At 67.4% G+C, this 15,295-nt stretch carries 15 protein-coding genes; 11 read left to right on the top strand and 4 right to left on the bottom strand.

What is annotated here, in order from left to right; translation table 11 throughout:
• Positions 1–36 precede the first annotated feature (36 nt).
• From F9K07_RS11800 to F9K07_RS11790, 3 genes are all read right to left on the bottom strand, one after another.
• Positions 37–1,317, bottom strand: coding sequence for an efflux RND transporter periplasmic adaptor subunit (locus F9K07_RS11800; protein WP_159593241.1), 1,281 nt, complete (start codon positions 1,315–1,317; stop codon positions 37–39).
• Positions 1,318–1,362: 45 nt separating this feature from the next.
• Positions 1,363–2,817 carry an efflux transporter outer membrane subunit gene (locus tag F9K07_RS11795; RefSeq protein ID WP_159593238.1) on the bottom strand — a complete coding sequence of 485 codons (1,455 nt, stop codon included), beginning with the start codon at positions 2,815–2,817 and terminating at the stop codon, positions 1,363–1,365.
• Between the two features lie 69 nt (positions 2,818–2,886).
• Positions 2,887–3,369 (bottom strand): MarR family winged helix-turn-helix transcriptional regulator, encoded by a 483-nt coding sequence (locus F9K07_RS11790; protein ID WP_159593235.1) that lies wholly within the window; start codon positions 3,367–3,369, stop codon positions 2,887–2,889.
• Positions 3,370–3,559: 190 nt separating this feature from the next.
• On the opposite strand from F9K07_RS11790, the gene F9K07_RS11785 reads away from it, so the two are divergent.
• A complete protein-coding gene (locus F9K07_RS11785; RefSeq protein ID WP_159593232.1) occupies positions 3,560–4,882 on the top strand; it encodes an NHL repeat-containing protein in 1,323 nt (440 codons plus the stop codon).
• 100 nt (positions 4,883–4,982) lie between these two features.
• Here the strand turns inward: F9K07_RS11785 and F9K07_RS31570 are convergent, their stop codons facing one another.
• Complete coding sequence (locus F9K07_RS31570) at positions 4,983–5,153, bottom strand: hypothetical protein (RefSeq protein WP_201451547.1); 171 nt, start codon at positions 5,151–5,153, stop codon at positions 4,983–4,985.
• A 213-nt stretch (positions 5,154–5,366) separates the two neighbouring features.
• Between F9K07_RS31570 and F9K07_RS11780 the strand changes: the two genes are divergently transcribed.
• From F9K07_RS11780 to F9K07_RS11735, 10 genes are all read left to right on the top strand, one after another.
• Positions 5,367–6,173 carry an ABC transporter ATP-binding protein gene (locus F9K07_RS11780; RefSeq protein ID WP_159593229.1) on the top strand — a complete coding sequence of 269 codons (807 nt, stop codon included), beginning with the start codon at positions 5,367–5,369 and terminating at the stop codon, positions 6,171–6,173.
• 54 nt (positions 6,174–6,227) lie between these two features.
• Positions 6,228–7,223 carry an ABC transporter substrate-binding protein gene (locus F9K07_RS11775; protein ID WP_159596908.1) on the top strand — a complete coding sequence of 332 codons (996 nt, stop codon included), beginning with the start codon at positions 6,228–6,230 and terminating at the stop codon, positions 7,221–7,223.
• 37 nt (positions 7,224–7,260) lie between these two features.
• The gene (locus tag F9K07_RS11770; protein WP_159593226.1) at positions 7,261–8,046 is read left to right on the top strand and encodes an ABC transporter permease; all 786 of its coding nucleotides are present in this window, start codon (positions 7,261–7,263) and stop codon (positions 8,044–8,046) included.
• Between the two features lie 11 nt (positions 8,047–8,057).
• The gene (locus F9K07_RS11765; protein ID WP_236581912.1) at positions 8,058–8,813 is read left to right on the top strand and encodes an SDR family oxidoreductase; all 756 of its coding nucleotides are present in this window, start codon (positions 8,058–8,060) and stop codon (positions 8,811–8,813) included.
• A 123-nt stretch (positions 8,814–8,936) separates the two neighbouring features.
• Positions 8,937–9,434, top strand: a complete 498-nt coding sequence (locus F9K07_RS11760; protein ID WP_236582000.1) for a cupin domain-containing protein — start codon at positions 8,937–8,939, stop codon at positions 9,432–9,434.
• 130 nt (positions 9,435–9,564) lie between these two features.
• Entirely contained in the window at positions 9,565–10,398 is an 834-nt protein-coding gene (locus tag F9K07_RS11755; protein WP_159593223.1) for an alpha/beta fold hydrolase, read from the top strand.
• A 14-nt stretch (positions 10,399–10,412) separates the two neighbouring features.
• Complete coding sequence (locus tag F9K07_RS11750; protein ID WP_159593220.1) at positions 10,413–11,243, top strand: IclR family transcriptional regulator; 831 nt, start codon at positions 10,413–10,415, stop codon at positions 11,241–11,243.
• Entirely contained in the window at positions 11,240–12,922 is a 1,683-nt protein-coding gene (locus tag F9K07_RS11745; RefSeq protein WP_159593217.1) for a thiamine pyrophosphate-binding protein, read from the top strand. The genes F9K07_RS11750 and F9K07_RS11745 overlap by 4 nt, the downstream gene beginning before the upstream one ends.
• Before the next feature lie 41 nt (positions 12,923–12,963).
• Complete coding sequence (locus F9K07_RS11740; protein ID WP_159596905.1) at positions 12,964–13,761, top strand: aspartate dehydrogenase; 798 nt, start codon at positions 12,964–12,966, stop codon at positions 13,759–13,761.
• A complete protein-coding gene (locus F9K07_RS11735; RefSeq protein WP_159593214.1) occupies positions 13,758–15,230 on the top strand; it encodes an aldehyde dehydrogenase in 1,473 nt (490 codons plus the stop codon). Before F9K07_RS11740 ends, F9K07_RS11735 begins: the two co-directional genes overlap by 4 nt.
• Positions 15,231–15,295: the final 65 nt, after the last annotated feature.

The raw sequence follows: 15,295 nt of genomic DNA, 5'->3' as shown, positions 1-15,295 counted from the left end.
GCTTGGCTGCTCATGAGGAACGGGCGCGGCGCGCCTTCAGTGGGCGGCCAGTGCCAGCGCGGCGGGCGCGGGCGCGTTGGAGGCCTTGGGTTGCGATGCCACGGTGCCCCGACCACCACCACTGTGCTGCGCGATCAGTTGCTGCACGCGCGCATCGGCCTCGCGGTTGTCCTGCGCGAACACATCGGTCTCGGTCGCCACGGGCGGCGTGGCGCCATCGGCCAGCATGCGGCCATCGGTCTTGCTCACGTCCACGCGCGCCTCCATCGACAGGCCCAGGCGCAGCGGGTGGTCCACCAGTTCCTGGGCTTCCAGGCGCACGCGCACCGGCACGCGCTGCACCACCTTGATCCAGTTGCCGGTCGCGTTCTGCGCCGGCAGCAGCGAGAAGGCCGCGCCCGTGCCCGCCCCCAGGCCTTCGATGGCACCGTGGTAGACCACCTTCGAGCCGTACACGTCGGCGGTCAGCTCCACGGGTTGGCCGATGCGCAGGTTCTTCAACTGGCTTTCCTTGAAGTTCGCGTCCACCCAGACCTGGTCGAGCGCGATCACCGACAGCAGTGGCGCGCCGGCCTGCAGGCGCTGGCCCAGTTGCACGTTGCGCCGGGCCACATAACCGTCGACCGGCGCCTGCAATTCCACGCGCTTGAGCGCCACGAAGGCTTCGCGCACGCGGGCAGAGGCGCGCAGCACGTTGGGGTGCTGGTCGACCGAGATGCCCTCGGTGAGCGACTGGTTCGATGCCAGTTGCTCGCGGGCGGCGGCCACGGCGGCGCGCGCCGCTTCGGCGTTGCTCCTGGCAGCGGCCAGTTGTGCCGTGGCGTGCTTGAACTCTTCCTGGCCGACCGCGCCGCTGGCCACCAGCGGCTGGCGGCGGTTCACGTCGTCCTGCAGGCGCTGCAGGTCGCTCTGCGCGCGCTGCAGATCGGCTTCGCGCAGCGCAATCTGCGCGCTCTGGGTGCGGTTGTTGGCATACAGCGTGCGCACTTCGCGCACCGTCTGCGCGAGTTGCGCCTCGGCCTGCTCCAGCGCGATCTTCGCGTCGGTCGGGTCCAGGCGCACCAGCCACTGGCCAGCCTTCACGTGGTCGTTGTCGTTGGCATTGATGGCCACCACCGTGCCCGCCACCTGCGGCGTGACCTGCACAAGGTTGCCCTGTACGTAGGCGTTGTCGGTGGTCTCGAAATGGTTGAGCACCAGCGCCCAGTAGGCGCCATAGCCCAGGCCCGCAACGAGCACGGCGGCGGTCACGGCGGTGAGGGCCTTCTTGCGGGCGGGATTGCCTTGGGGTGTCGGGTTGTCGGTGGTGGCGTTCATGGAAGGCTCCGGTTGCGGTGAGCGGGAGGATGGGATGGAGTTGGATCAGTGCACGGCATCGGGTGCGAAGCCGCCGCCCAGCGCACGCACAAGCGCCACTTGCGTCGACAGGGCACGCGCCTGCAGGTCGATGGTCTGGCGCCGCTGGTTGAACAGCGTGGCCTCGGCGGTGAGCACGGTGAGGTAGTTGCTCAGGCCCGCCTGGTAGCGCTGCGTGGCAATGTCGTAGGCGGCTTCGGCGGCGCTGCGCGCTTGCGCCTGCTGTTCGCGCTGGCGCTCCAGCGATTGGCGTGCGTTGAGCTGGTCGGCCGTGTCGCGCACGGCCTCGAGCACCGCGCCGTTGTAGCTGTCCACGGCGGCGTCCAGGTCGGCCGTGCGCACGCGCAGTTGGGCGCGCAGGCGAGCGGTGTCGAAGAGCGGCAGGTGGACCGCCGGACCGATGCCGTATTGCTGGCTGCCCGAATCGACCAGCCGGTCCAGGCCGATGCTGGCCAGGCCCACGAAGGCCGTGAGGCTCACGTTGGGATAGAACTGCGCCTTGGCCACGCTCACGCCTTGGGTGGCGGCTTCGATGCGCCAGCGCGCGGCGGTGATGTCGGCACGCCGTCCCAGCAGATCGGCCGGCAGCACCGCGGGCAATGGCAGGCTGCGCAGGGCCTGCAGGTTCGGCTGGAGCTGGTCGTAGCTCTGTGGCGGCAAGGCCGCGAGCGCGGCCAGCGCGTGGCGCGCGGCGGCGATCTGTTCGTCGACCTGCTCAATCTGCACGCGCGCATCGGGCAGCGCGCCCTCGCCTTGCTTGAGTTCCACGCGGGTGTCCAGGCCGGCATCGACGCGCTGGCGGATCAGGCCCAGCATCTGCTCGCGCTGCGCCAGGGCTTGCTGCGCCACTTCGCGCTGCGCCAGCAGGCGGCCCAGTTGCACGTAGGTCTGCGCCACTTGGCTTGCCAACAGGTTGCGCGCGGCCTGCACGTCGGCCGCGGCGGCGCGCTCGGCGCCCAGGGCGGCTTCGATGGCCGAACGGTGTTTGCCGAAGAAGTCGAGCTCCCACGAGCCGGCGATCTGCGCATTGGCCATGGTCTGCATGGAGCCGCCCAGAGGCGCGGGGTAGATGCTGTTGGCGCTGAAGCGTTGGCGCGTGGCGTCGGCGCTTGCCTTCACCTGCAAGCCATTGGTGGCCTCTTCGCTGGCGGTGGCGGCTTGCGCGCGGCGCAGCCGCGCTTGCGCGACGCCCAGCGAGGGTTGCGCGCGCAGCGCCTGTTCGATCACGCGGCCCAGTTCCTCGTCGCCCCAGGTGCGCCACCAATCGGCCGCGGGCATGGCCGCACCACTGCCAACGCCCGACGGGGCCAGGCCCACCGCCTGGGGCTCCAGTGCGGTCGATTGCGACTGGATGCCGGCGCTGCTGGCGCAGCCCGCCACCAAGGCGGCCACCACGATCGATAGCGCGATGCCGCGTCGCTGAAAACGGCCACGGACGTCAGTTGTTTGATGGGGCTTCATTTGCTTAGGCAATTAATTGATTCAAAAAGGCCATCGGTCCGCCGTACCGGACCACATTCACTCCATCCCTCACTCGGACCCGCGCAAGGCCTCGCCAGTCTCCAGCATGCGGCGCAGGTAGCCGAGCAGCGCTGTCCATTCGGTCTTGGTGAAACCGGCCAGGTGCTGGTTCATCACATCGGCGAACACCGCAGGCACGTGTTCCATGGCGGCCTCGCCCTCGGGCGTGAGTTCCACCATGACCACGCGGCGGTCCTCCGTGGAGCGCGCGCGTTTGCACAAACCTTTTTTTTCCAGGCGATCGAGCAGCCGCGTCATCGCGCCAGCGTCGATCTGCGACCACCGCGCCAGCTCGGCCACCGTGCTCGTGCCCTGCATGCGCAATTTCATGAGCGGCGCCCACTGGGCGGTCGTGAGGTCGTGCAGGCACAGGCGCTTGTCGGCCTGGTAAACGATCGACATCAGGACGCGCTTGAGCAGGTAACCCACGCTGTCCTCGGGCCGCAGGTGGCCCCCGTCGTAGAACTGGGCGGGTTTGGAAGTTCGAGGCATGGGCCGGAATATACATGCCTAGGCAATATTTGTCGAGGCTTCTAACAAAACTCGACAGTTTGTCTAACAGTTTTGTTGAAGATTGATTTTTATATCTAAAGAATTCATAATTCCATTCTCATCAGATTTAGATTGATACCTAAATACCAATACCCATAGGGGTTATATGAACCAAACACCCACCCCCGCGATGAATGTTGGCCCCGCGCGTTGGGCGCTCCGCAGCGGCGCGATCGCCCTTGCAGTCTCGTTTCTGGCGTCTTGCGGCGGCCACGGCGCGAGCGCCACGAACACCCTTGGCGGCACAGTGACCGGGCTCTCAGGCACGTTGGTGCTGCAGAACAACGCTGGCGAAGAACTCACGCTCAAGGCCGATGGCGCGTTTGCCTTCTCGAAGGCCTCCACCGCAGGATTGCCCGACCAGGTCCGAGTGGGCCAACAACCCCTGTGGCAAACCTGCACCGTCAGCCCAGGCAACGGCGTCGCCATGATCGACGCGAGACAGGTCAGCGTGGTGTGTTCGGCAACTGCGGCCCGCGTCTCGACCCTGGCGGGCTCCGGGATCGCCCGGTCCAACGACGGCGATGCCCGCACCGCTTCTTTCAACTACCCCCTGGGCATCGTCATTCGGCCCGATGGCGGCCTGTTCGTGACGGATTCGGTCGCCGGCCTTGTGCGCCAGGTTTCGATCCATGGCGACGTCACCACGTTCGCGGGAGGGGGCTTCGCTGGCTCGTTGGATGACAACGGCCTGAAAGCCTCGTTCGCCAGCCTGGGGGGGATCGCGTTGGACAACCTGGGCAATCTCTATCTCGCCGAGTTCTTCGGCAATCTCATCCGCAGGATCACACCCGGCGCGGACGTCACCACCTTCGCAGGCGACGGCACGCCCCAATCGCAAAATGGCAAGGGCAGAGCCGCTTCGCTCAACAACCCAGCCGGCGTGGCCATGGGCTCCCAGGGCGAGATCTATGTGATCGAACTCGACGGCCAGGTGGTGCGCAAGATCATGCCCGACGGCGAGGTCAGCACCCTGGCCGGCTCGGGCGTACCTGCATTTGCCGACGGCACCGGCACCGCCGCGTCGTTCCAGAACGCCTTCGGCATCGCCATCGACAAGGCCGACAACCTGTATGTCGCAGACTCCGGCAACCACCGCATCCGCAAGATCACGCCCGAGGGGGTCGTCACCACGCTGGCAGGCTCCGGCCAGAGCGGGTCCGCAGATGGGGTCGGCGCCGGCGCATCCTTCAACACACCGAGTGGCCTGACGGTGGACGAGGACGGCAACGTCTATGTCGTTGAAATCGGCAACAACCTGCTGCGCAGGGTTACCCCTCAAGGCGCCGTGTCCACGCTGGCCGGCCAGGCGGGTGTGGCAGGGAGCACGGATGGCGTGGGATCACAAGCCCGTTTTTTTCAACCGTTTGGCGTGGCGATCGCTGCCGACGGCACGCTCTACATCGCCGACACCTTGAGCCAGAAAGTCCGCAAGGTCACCCCAGCGCGGTAGGAGCCGATGCACCGCCATCGGCGCATCGCGCCCCATGCAAAAGGCCCGCGATTGCGGGCCTTTTGCATGGGGGCGTGGCCTCAAGGGCAAGCGAGACGGCTCAGCCGCCCTTCTTCGAGCGCTTGCCCGGGTTCTTCTTGCTGCGCGTGGCCACGCCGCGCTCCAGGCTCACGCGCTGGCCACGGCCAGGTGTCTGCAGGCTGGCGCCAGCGACGGGCGTCGGACGGGGGGTGGCTTTGCGGTCGGCTTCAGTGACGATTTTGTTGCCCATGGCTGGTTCCTGAGAGAAATTGCAAAAGCTGCTATTAGGCCATAGACGAAACCCACCGGCGGACAAGGCACTCCGCCAACGAAAAACCGCCGCCCCAATACCCCGCGGATTTACTTGGGATTTGCAGACAAAGCATTTCAACGGCCCTAGCATTGATTCCGTAATGAATCAGCGTTTCATATACAAAACGCACAAACCGATTTGCAGGCCCATATGAACGACACCTTGCATGGCTCTCACCCCGCGATCGAATTCATCGGCGTGGACAAGCGCTTTCCCGCCCGGGGCAAGAACCCCGAAGTGCTGGCAGCGCGCGATGTGACGCTGTCGATCCGCACCGGCGAGGTGGTGTCGCTCATCGGTCCTTCGGGCTGCGGCAAGAGCACGCTGCTCAACATGGGGTCGGGCCTGGCCAAACCTTCGGCCGGCACGGTCAGGGTCAATGGTGAACCCGTGACGGGTCCGAACAGGCACGTGGCCTTCATGCTGCAGAAGGACCTGCTCATGCCCTGGCGCACGATTTCGCAGAACGTGGAATTCGGCCTGGAGTTGCGCGGTGTGAAGGCCGCCGACCGTGCCGCGATTTCCGAGAAGCTGCTGCTGCAATGCCACCTCAAGGGTTTTGGCAACAGCTATCCACACCAACTCTCCGGTGGCATGCGCCAGCGCGCGGCCATGGCGCGCACGCTGGCGGTCGATCCGCTGGTGCTGCTGATGGACGAGCCTTTCTCCGCGCTGGACGCGCAGACCAAGATGATCCTGCAGCAGGACCTGGCGCGCACCGTGGCCGAGCACAAGAAAACGGTGCTCTTCATCACCCACGACCTGGCCGAAGCCGTCGCGCTGTCCGACCGCATCCTGGTGATGAGCGAGCGCCCCGGCACGATCGTCGAAGAAATCGTGGTGGACATCCCCAACCGCGACAACCCGATGGCGCGCCGCAAGCATGCCGCCGTGGGCGACTACGTCTCGCGCCTGATGGACCTGCTCAAGCTCGACGCGCAGACCGACGTGCACTGATCCCTTCCCCACCTGCCTTTCCACATTCACCCGCCCACTGGAGTTGCCATGAAGATGACCCGCGCTTTCAACGGAACCCGCCGTGCCTGCCTGAGCCTGTTCGCCGCCGCCGCGCTGGTCTCGCCCCTGGCTGCCCACGCACAACTGCAGGAGATCACCTACCTGCTGCCCGCGCCCGGCACGCTGCCCGCCTTCGGCCCCTGGATGCTGGCGCAGGCCAAGGGCTACTACGAACAGGAAGGCCTGAAGGTCACCTTCGTCACCGCGCGCGGTGGCGTGGACGTGGCCAAACAGGTCGGCGCGGGCAACGCCGTCATCGGCGGCGCCATCGGCGACACGCCCATCATCGCGCGCGCCCAGGGCATCCCGGTCAAGGCCGTGGCCGTGCTCGGCGCCGGTTCGCTCACCCAGCTCGTGAGCCACAAGGACGAGAAGATCGAGAGCCCGCGCGAGCTCAAGGGCAAGACCGTGACCGTGCTGGCCTACACCGACACCACCTACTACGCCCTGCTCGGCATGCTCAGCAAGGTCGGTCTGACCAAGAACGACGTGAACATTCAGGCCGCAGGACCGGCCGGAGTGTGGCAGCAGTTCGCGGCCAAGAAGGCCTCGGCCATGGCGGGCGTTCCCGACTGGACGGTGAGCGCCATGGACGCGGGCGCACAGGTCGACATCCTGCCCGCCGACGTGTACTTCAAGAGCATGGCGCAGGCCATCCTCGCGTCCGACGACACCATCGCCAAGAACCCGCAGCTCATCCAGAAACTGGTGCGCGCCACCCTCAAGGGCATGAAGGACATCATGGCCGACCCCAAGGCCGCGACCACCGCCTACGTGGCCCACGTGCCGGTGCACAAGGGCAAGGAAGCCAGCATCCTGAAGGCCTTCGAGCTGTTCAACCAGTACGTCTATGCCAAGCAGAAGGTGCCAGGCCTGATGGACGAAGCGCGCCTGGGCGAACTGCAGAAGTTCTACGTCACCAACGGCGTGGTGCCCAAAGAGACGCCGCTCAAGGACCTGTACACGAACCAGTTCGTGACGGGCAAGTAAGCCACACCCATCCCATTCCGCCCGAGAAAGTCGCAACATGAAAGACCTACTGCAGCGCTTCAGCACCGCGCTATGGAGCCTGGCCGTGCTGGTGGTGTTCATGGCCGCCTGGGAATTCGGCCCGGGCTTGCTCGGCGTTCCCGAGTTCGTGCTGCCGCCGTTCTCGCGCGTGTGGGAAGAGGCGGTGCGCATCTGGGGCGCGGAGCGTCTTCTCTGGCACTCGGGCATCACGGCCTTCGAGGTCGTGGTCGGCTTCATCCTGGGTTCGCTGCTGGGCGCCGTGATCGGCTATGCGCTGGGCCTCTCACCCAAGGTCGAAGCCGTGCTCTCGCCCTATCTGCTGGCGCTGCAGATCGCGCCCAAGGTGGCGTTCGCGCCGCTGTTCGTGATGTGGCTGGGCTACACCATGTCGCCCAAGATCCTGGTCGCCGTGCTGATCGTGTTCTTCCCGGTGCTCATCAACGTGCTCTCGGCCATGCGCACCATGGACCACGATCTGATCAACCTCGCGCGTTCGTTCTCGGCCACGCGCTGGCAGGTGTTCCGCATGGTCGAGTTCCCGACCACGCTGCCACCGTTGTTCTCGGGCCTGCGCATTGCCAGCACGCTGGCGGTGATCGGTGTGGTCGTGGGCGAACTCGTGGGCGGCAACATGGGCCTGGGCTATCTGCTGACGTTCTTCGAGGGACAGGGCAACACCGCTGCGGTCTTCGTGGTGATCGCCGCGCTCACCGTCATCGGCATCTTTGCCTACTACGCCGTCGTCATCGCTGAAAAGCGCGTGTTGCATTACCTGCCCAGCGCCGAGCGGCGCGTGGCTTGAATATGAACGCCATGAGCCACAACGAAATTCTGCTCACCGGCCGCCGCGTGCTCGTCACCGGCGCGGCGCGCGGCCTGGGTGCCGGCTTCGCGCAGTCGCTGGTACAGGCCGGCGCGCGCGTGGTCATCAGCGACGTGCTGCACGACGCCGGCCAGCAACTGGCGAAGGACCTGGGTCCCAACGCCCACTACGTGCCGCTGGACCTGCTCGACGCGAACAGCGTGCGCAGCGGTGTGGACGCCGCCGTGCAATGGCTGGGCGGGCTGGACGGCCTGATCAACAACGCCGCCATCACGAACTCGGGCGGCAAGAACATGAACCAGCTCAGCCCCGAGACCTGGGACCTGGTGATGGACGTGAACGTGCGCGGCACCTGGCTGGTGACGGCCGCCGCGCGCGCGCACCTGGCCGCCAGCGGCGGTGGGCGCGTGGTCAACCTCGCGTCCGACACCGCGCTGTGGGGCGCGCCCAACCTGTTGGCCTACGTGGCCAGCAAGGGCGCGGTGATCGCCATGACCAAGTCGCTGGCGCGCGAGATGGGCGAGGACGGCACCACCGTCAACGCCATCGCCCCCGGCCTCACGCTGGTGGAAGCCACCGCCTATGTGCCGCAGGAGCGGCACGAACACTACCTCAAGGGCCGCGCCATCCAGCGGCCTCAGGTGCCCGAAGACGTCAACGCCGCCGCGCTGTTCTTGCTGACGCAAGCGAGCGGCTTCATCACTGGTCAGCTGCTGCCGGTCAACGGCGGTTTTGCAATGAACTGAAAAGGAGAACCCATGAGCACTGCAACCATCGACAAACCCACCGCCGCAGCCAACGCGCCCGTGTTCAACGAACGCGGCCTGATGGACGCCAACATCCCGTCCGAAGCCGAGACGCAACGCACCATGATGCGCGCCGAAGGCCAGAGCTTCGCGCAATGGATGGAATCGCGCGTGGCCCGCAAGGCCAGCCGCAGCTACGACTGGGACGCGCTGAAGTTCCAGGCCGACTACGACCCCAAGTACCGCCGCGCGCAGATGCGCTACGTGGGCACCGGCGGCACCGGCGTGAACAAGGACACCAACACCGTGCCCGCCGCACACTTCACCTTCTCCACCATGGTGATCCCGGCCGGCAACATCGGCCCGTCGCACATCCACTACGACGTGGAAGAAATCTTCTTCGTCATGCGCGGCGCCATGAAGGTGGTCTGCGAGAAAGACGGCGAGCGCTGGGAAACCATCGTGGGTGAGCGCGACCTGATCTCGGTGCCGCCCGGCGTGTACCGCGAAGAGCACAACGTGGGCGACGAAGACGCGCTGATGTGCGTGATGCTGGGCTCGCCCAAGCCGATCACGCCGACCTACCCACCGGATTCGCCGCTGGCAAAAATCAAAAGGTGAACTGGGTCCCCCCCGTGCCGGCCCACTGGGGCCGTCACCCCCCAGGGGGCAACACCTGAGGCCCGGCAAAGCCGGTTCCTCGGTGTTTCTGGATTGAACGCACTTCGCTCGCTCCGTTTCCTCCATCGACATGACACCTCTTCAAGCCCTCGCAACCTTCCCCTCGCGCACCACCGCGCTGGCGGACGGCGCGCGCGTGTCGTACCGCGAAGCGGGTTCGGCCACCGAAGTGACGCACGTGCTGCTGCACGGCATCGGCTCGGCCTCGGGCAGCTGGGTGCGCCAGCTCGAAGCCGCACAAGCCGCACAAGGCAAGCCCGTGCGCGTCGTCGCCTGGGACGCACCCGGCTACAGCGGCAGCACGCCGGTGGCGGCCGAATGGCCTTGCACCGACGACTACGCGCAGCGGGTCTGGGCCTGGCTGGACGCACTGGAAGCGCGCGCGCCCGTCACCCTGGTGGGCCATTCGCTGGGCGCGTTGATGGCGGGCCGCGCGGCCCTGCTGGCGCCCTCGCGCGTGCAGCGCCTGGTGTTGCTCTCCCCTGCCGGGGGCTACGGCAAAGCCGAGCCCGCCGTGCGCGAGCAAAAACTGAAGGACCGCCTGGCCACGCTGGAGCGCCTCGGCCCGCAGGGCATGGCACAAGCCCGTGGCGCGGCCATGCTCTCGCCCGGCGCAGCGCCCGATCTGGTCGAAGCGGTGCGCGACAGCATGTCGCAGGTGATTCCCGCCGGCTATACGCAGGCCGCGCGCCTGCTGGCCCAAGGCACGCTGGCCGATGACGTGGCGCAGCTGCGCATGCCCATCGCGGTGGCCAGCGGCAACGCCGACAGCATCACCACCCCGCTGTCCTGCCAGGCCGTGGCGCAGGCCGCTGGCGTGGCATGGAATGATCTCGGTGTCGCGGGCCATGCGTGCCCGCTCGAAGCGCCCGGCCCGGTCAACGCCTTGCTGGGTCTGCATTGATCAAGGAACCGACCATGGCCACCGAGAAAACCACCGACGACCGCTACACCGTGCCCGCGCTCATGCGCGGCCTGCAACTGCTGATGCTGTTCAACCGCGACGAGCGCGAGCTCACCGGTGCGGAAATCTCGCGCCGGCTCGAACTGCCGCGCGCTTCGGTGTTCCGCATGCTGCAGACGCTGGAGCAAGGCGGTTTCGTCGAACGCGTGGGCGACGGCGCCTACTACAAGCTCGGCCTGGCCGTGCTGCGCCTGGGCTTCGAATTCCTGGCGTCGATGGAGCTCACCGAGCACGGCCGCCCGGTCATCGAGGCCCTGCGCGACGCGTGCGGCTATTCCGCCCACGTGGTGGTGCGCGACGGGCGCGACGCGGTCTTCATCGCCAAGGTGGCCGGACGCAACGCCCTCTTCCACTCCATCCAGGTCGGCGCGCGCCTGCCGGCCCATGCCACCGTGCTCGGCCGCCTGCTGCTCAGCGACCTCGACCTCGACGGCCTGCGCCAGCTCTACCCCGAGCCCGAGCTGCCGAGCTACACCCCCAAAACCCCGTCCACCGTCGAACAGCTCAAGGTGCTGATCGACGCCGACCGCGCACGCGGCTATGGCGTGAGCCAGGGCGGGTTCGAAACCGGTATCTCCACCATTGCCGCCCCCGTGTTCAACGACCGGGGCGAGGTGGCCGCTGCCGTGAGCATCACCGTGCCGGCGCAGCAGGTGCAGCCCGGCGAACTCGAAGTCCTGATCAACCAAGTCCGCGAGGCGGCCGACCGCCTCACCGCCCGCATCAGCCACCTGCCCGAACGTGGTAGTTGGCAAAACAAACCAACCGAAAAGAAGGTCGCATGACATCGACACACAAACGCATCACCGTGGGTGAACTTGCCGCGCGCTTCCTGGAGCAGTGCGGCGTGCGCGCCGCCTTTGGCGTGATCTCCATCCACAACATGCCGATCCTCGACGCGTTCCACACGCGTCAGAAGATCCGCTTCGTCTCCGCCCGAGGCGAAGCCGGCGCCTGCAACATGGCCGACGCATATGCGCGGGTCAGCGGCACCCTGGGCGTTTGTGTCACCAGCACCGGCACGGGCTGCGGCAACGCGGCCGGCGCCATGGTCGAAGCCATCACCGCCGGCACGCCGCTGCTGCACCTCACCGGCCAGATCGAGTCGCCCTTCCTCGACCGCGACCTGGGCTACATCCACGAGCACCCGGCGCAACTGGCCATGCTCAAGGCCGTGGGCAAGGACGCCTTCCGCATCCGCAACCCCGAGACCGCACTGGCCACGCTGCGCGAAGCCGTGCGCCTGGCGCAGACGCCGCCCTGCGGCCCGGTGAGCATCGAGATCCCGATCGACGTGCAGAAGATGAAGATGGACCTGCCGGCCGACCTCTCGCCGCTGGCCGTGCCCGCCGTGCAGCCCAACCTGGCCGCGGTCGATGCGCTGGCCGAACGGCTGGCCAGCGCCAAGCGTCCGCTGCTGTGGCTGGGCGGTGGCGCGCGCGGCGCCAGCGCCGCCGCGCAGCGCCTGGTGAAGATGGGCTGGGCCGTGGTGTCCTCGGTGCAAGGCCGTGGCATCGTGCCCGAAGACCACCCCGCCACGCTGGGCTCGTACAACCTGCAGAAACCGGCCGAAACGTTCTACGAAACCGTGGACGCCATGCTCGCCGTGGGCACGCGCCTGCGCAGCAACGAAACGCTGAACTACAAGCTGCGGCTGCCCGAGACGCGCTACCGCATCGACGCCAACCCGCTCACCGACGGCCGTGGCTACAGCAGCGAGCTGTTCGTGCACGGCGATGCGGAGATCACGCTCAACGCGTTGGCCGACCGCCTGGAAGGTCGCATGCAGATCGACCCCGCGCTCGCTGCCGACGTGAAGCGCGCGCGCGCCGAAGCCGCCACCTTGGTGGACGGCACCCTGGGCCAGTACGCCAAGCTCAAGAAAGCGCTCGGCGAAGTGGTGGGCAAAGACCTCTGGTGGGTGCGCGACATCACGCTCTCCAACAGCATGTGGGGCAACCGCGCGCCGGTGCTGGACCACCCGCGCGCCGGCGTGCACGCCCTGGGCGGCGGCATCGGCCAGGGCCTGGCCATGGGCGTGGGTGCGGCGGTGGCCGACACCGAGCACGCGCTGGGCCGGCGCACGGTCTCGCTGTGCGGCGACGGCGGCTTCATGCTCAACGTGGGCGAACTCGCCTGCGCCGCGCAGGAAAAAGCCAACGTGGTCTTCATCGTCATGAACGACCAGCGTTACGGCGTGATCAAGAACATCCAGGACGACATCTACGGCAGCCGCCACGCCTACGTGGAACTGCACACGCCCGACTTCGCGCAGCTCTGCGCCAGCCTGCAGGTGCCGCATTTCAAGCTGACCGACCCCGCCGCGGCCCAGGACACGCTGAAGAAAGCCCTGGCCCCGGCCAACGGCCCGGTGGTGGTGGAAGTGGACATGAACGCCTGGGGCCCCTTCGCGGTGAAGTTCGCCGGCCCGCCGAAGAAGAAGGAAAAGGAAGAAGAAGTATGAGCGGCCTTCCCCTGGCCAGCGCGCACCACCAGGCCACGTCCATGAGCGCCATCCAACGCGTCACGCTCATCGGCCATGGTGCCATCGGCCGCACGCTGATCGCGCGCATGGCCGGGCACCCCAGCGTGCGCATCACGCACGTGGTGGTGTCCGAAGCCAAGGTGGCCGAAACGCAGGCACAGGTCGGCGATGGCTTGACCGTCTGCAGCGCCGTGCCGCCCGAGACCACGCTGCTGCTGGAGGCCGCGGGCCATGGCGCGCTGGCCTGCCACGTGCTGCCGGCATTGGAACGCGGCATCGAATGCGCGGTGCTCTCGGTGGGTGCGCTGTCCGAAGACGGCCTGCCCGAGAAGCTGGCCGACGCCGCGCAGCGCGGCGGCACGCGCGTGCACCTGCTGGCCGGCGCCATTGGCGGCATCGACGCGATCGCCTCGGCGCGCCTCGCTGGCCTGGACAGCGTGACCTACATCGGCCGCAAACCGCCCCAAGGCTGGCGCGGCAGCCCGGCCGAGCAGGTGACGAACCTGGACGCGATCACCGAGCCCACCGTGATCCTGGAAGCCACGGCGCGCGAGGCCGCGCATCTGTACCCGAAGAATGCCAACGTGGCCGCCACCGTCTCGCTCGCCGGCCTGGGCCTGGACGCGACGCGCGTGCGCCTGATCGCCGACCCGACCGTGACCGAGAACGTCCACGAGATCGACGTGCGCGGCGCCTTCGGCGAGATGCACATCACCATGCGCGGCAAGCCGCTGGCCGACAACCCGAAAACTTCAGCGCTCACCGTGCTCTCGGCACTGCGCTTCCTGCACAACCGCACTTCCTCGGTGACCATATGACCGACCAACTCAAGAGCTTCATCGCCGGCCAATGGCGCGATGCCAGCGGCCCCGAATACACCACCGAATACCCGCACGACGGCAGCGCCGTGGCCCGCCTGCACGCGGCCACCGCCGCCGATGTGGACGAGGCTGTGCAAGCGGCCGAGCGCGCGCGCCAGCAACCCGCCTGGGCCAAGCTCAAGCACCACGAACGCGCCGCCATCCTCTACCGCATCGCGGGCGGCATCCGCGAGCGCAGCGAAGACCTCGCCCAGCTGCAACGCCTGGACAACGGCAAGCCCATCAAGGAATGCCGCGCCCTGGTCGCCAGCGCCGCCGGCACCTTCCAGTTCTTCGGCGCCGCCGCCGAAACCTGGGAAGACACCATCACCCCTTCGCGCGGCGACTTCCTCAGCATGAGCGTGAACGAGCCGCTGGGCGTGGTCGGCGCCATCACGCCCTGGAACAGCCCCATCGCCAGCGAAGCGCAGAAGCTCGCCCCGGCGCTTGCCGCCGGCTGCGCCATGGTCTTCAAGCCCGCCGAGATCACGCCGCGCATGGCGCTTGAACTCGCCAAAATCGCGCAGCAGGCCGGCGTGCCCGACGGCATCATCAGCGTGCTGCCGGGCAAGGGCAGCATCGTCGGCGATGCGCTGGTCAAGCATCCCCTCATCAAGCGCATCGCCTTCACCGGTGGCACCACCGTGGGCATGGGCATCCAGCGTCTGGCGGCCGAGAAGCTCATGCCGACCTCGCTGGAGCTCGGCGGCAAGTCGCCCACCATCGTCATGCCCGACGCGGACCTGGACCACGCCGTGGCCGGTGTGCTCTACGGCATCTTCAGCTCCTCGGGCGAGTCCTGCATCGCCGGCTCGCGCGCCTTCGTGCACGAGAGCGTCTACAACGAGTTCAAGGCGCGCCTGCTCGAAGGCGTCAAACGCCTGCGCGTGGGCGACCCGTCGAAGGAAGAGACGCAGATGGGCCCGCTGGTCAACCTGGGCCACCGCGCCTCGGTGGAGAAGTACGTGCAACTGGGCCGCGACGAAGGCGGCACCGTGCTCTGCGGTGGCGAGCGTCCCAGCGGCGGCTTCTACGACGGCGGCAGCTACTACCTGCCCACCATCTTCGAAGGCCTGCCCAACAGCGCGCGCATGTGCCAGGAAGAGATCTTCGGCCCGGTGCTGGCGCTGCTGCCGTGGAAGGACGAGGCCGACCTGATCGCGCAGTGCAACGACAACATGTTCGGCCTGGCCTCGGGCATCTGGACGCGCGACTTCAAGAGCGCCTGGCGCATCGGGCGCGCGCTGCAGACCGGCACGGTCTGGATCAACACCTACAAGGTCTTCTCTATCAGCACGCCCTTCACCGGCGTGAAGATGAGCGGCTACGGCCAGGAGAAGGGCCGCCTGGGCATCCTCGAATACACCAGCCAGAAGAGCTTCTACTGGGGCCTGAACGAAGCGCCCATGCCCTGGGCCACGGCCTGAGTCTTGCTCAACCCATCCGCGTCGCTGCACACAACAGGAGACAAGGTCCGGCATCTGCCGGATTC

The organism is Hydrogenophaga sp. BPS33, from assembly GCF_009859475.1.
GTDB lineage: Bacteria > Pseudomonadota > Gammaproteobacteria > Burkholderiales > Burkholderiaceae_C > Hydrogenophaga.
This window is presented reverse-complemented; position numbering and strand designations above follow the sequence as displayed.

Excerpts from the sequence above, each read along its gene's own strand:
- F9K07_RS11800 (WP_159593241.1), bottom strand. The coding sequence starts at position 1,317 with ATGAACGCCACCACCGACAACCCGACACCCCAAGGCAATCCCGCCCGC.
- F9K07_RS11795 (WP_159593238.1), bottom strand. The coding sequence starts at position 2,817 with ATGAAGCCCCATCAAACAACTGACGTCCGTGGCCGTTTTCAGCGACGC.
- F9K07_RS11790 (WP_159593235.1), bottom strand. The coding sequence starts at position 3,369 with ATGCCTCGAACTTCCAAACCCGCCCAGTTCTACGACGGGGGCCACCTG.
- F9K07_RS11785 (WP_159593232.1), top strand. The coding sequence starts at position 3,560 with ATGAATGTTGGCCCCGCGCGTTGGGCGCTCCGCAGCGGCGCGATCGCC.
- F9K07_RS31570 (WP_201451547.1), bottom strand. The coding sequence starts at position 5,153 with ATGGGCAACAAAATCGTCACTGAAGCCGACCGCAAAGCCACCCCCCGT.
- F9K07_RS11780 (WP_159593229.1), top strand. The coding sequence starts at position 5,367 with ATGAACGACACCTTGCATGGCTCTCACCCCGCGATCGAATTCATCGGC.
- F9K07_RS11775 (WP_159596908.1), top strand. The coding sequence starts at position 6,228 with ATGACCCGCGCTTTCAACGGAACCCGCCGTGCCTGCCTGAGCCTGTTC.
- F9K07_RS11770 (WP_159593226.1), top strand. The coding sequence starts at position 7,261 with ATGAAAGACCTACTGCAGCGCTTCAGCACCGCGCTATGGAGCCTGGCC.
- F9K07_RS11765 (WP_236581912.1), top strand. The coding sequence starts at position 8,058 with ATGAGCCACAACGAAATTCTGCTCACCGGCCGCCGCGTGCTCGTCACC.
- F9K07_RS11760 (WP_236582000.1), top strand. The coding sequence starts at position 8,937 with ATGATGCGCGCCGAAGGCCAGAGCTTCGCGCAATGGATGGAATCGCGC.
- F9K07_RS11755 (WP_159593223.1), top strand. The coding sequence starts at position 9,565 with ATGACACCTCTTCAAGCCCTCGCAACCTTCCCCTCGCGCACCACCGCG.
- F9K07_RS11750 (WP_159593220.1), top strand. The coding sequence starts at position 10,413 with ATGGCCACCGAGAAAACCACCGACGACCGCTACACCGTGCCCGCGCTC.
- F9K07_RS11745 (WP_159593217.1), top strand. The coding sequence starts at position 11,240 with ATGACATCGACACACAAACGCATCACCGTGGGTGAACTTGCCGCGCGC.
- F9K07_RS11740 (WP_159596905.1), top strand. The coding sequence starts at position 12,964 with ATGAGCGCCATCCAACGCGTCACGCTCATCGGCCATGGTGCCATCGGC.
- F9K07_RS11735 (WP_159593214.1), top strand. The coding sequence starts at position 13,758 with ATGACCGACCAACTCAAGAGCTTCATCGCCGGCCAATGGCGCGATGCC.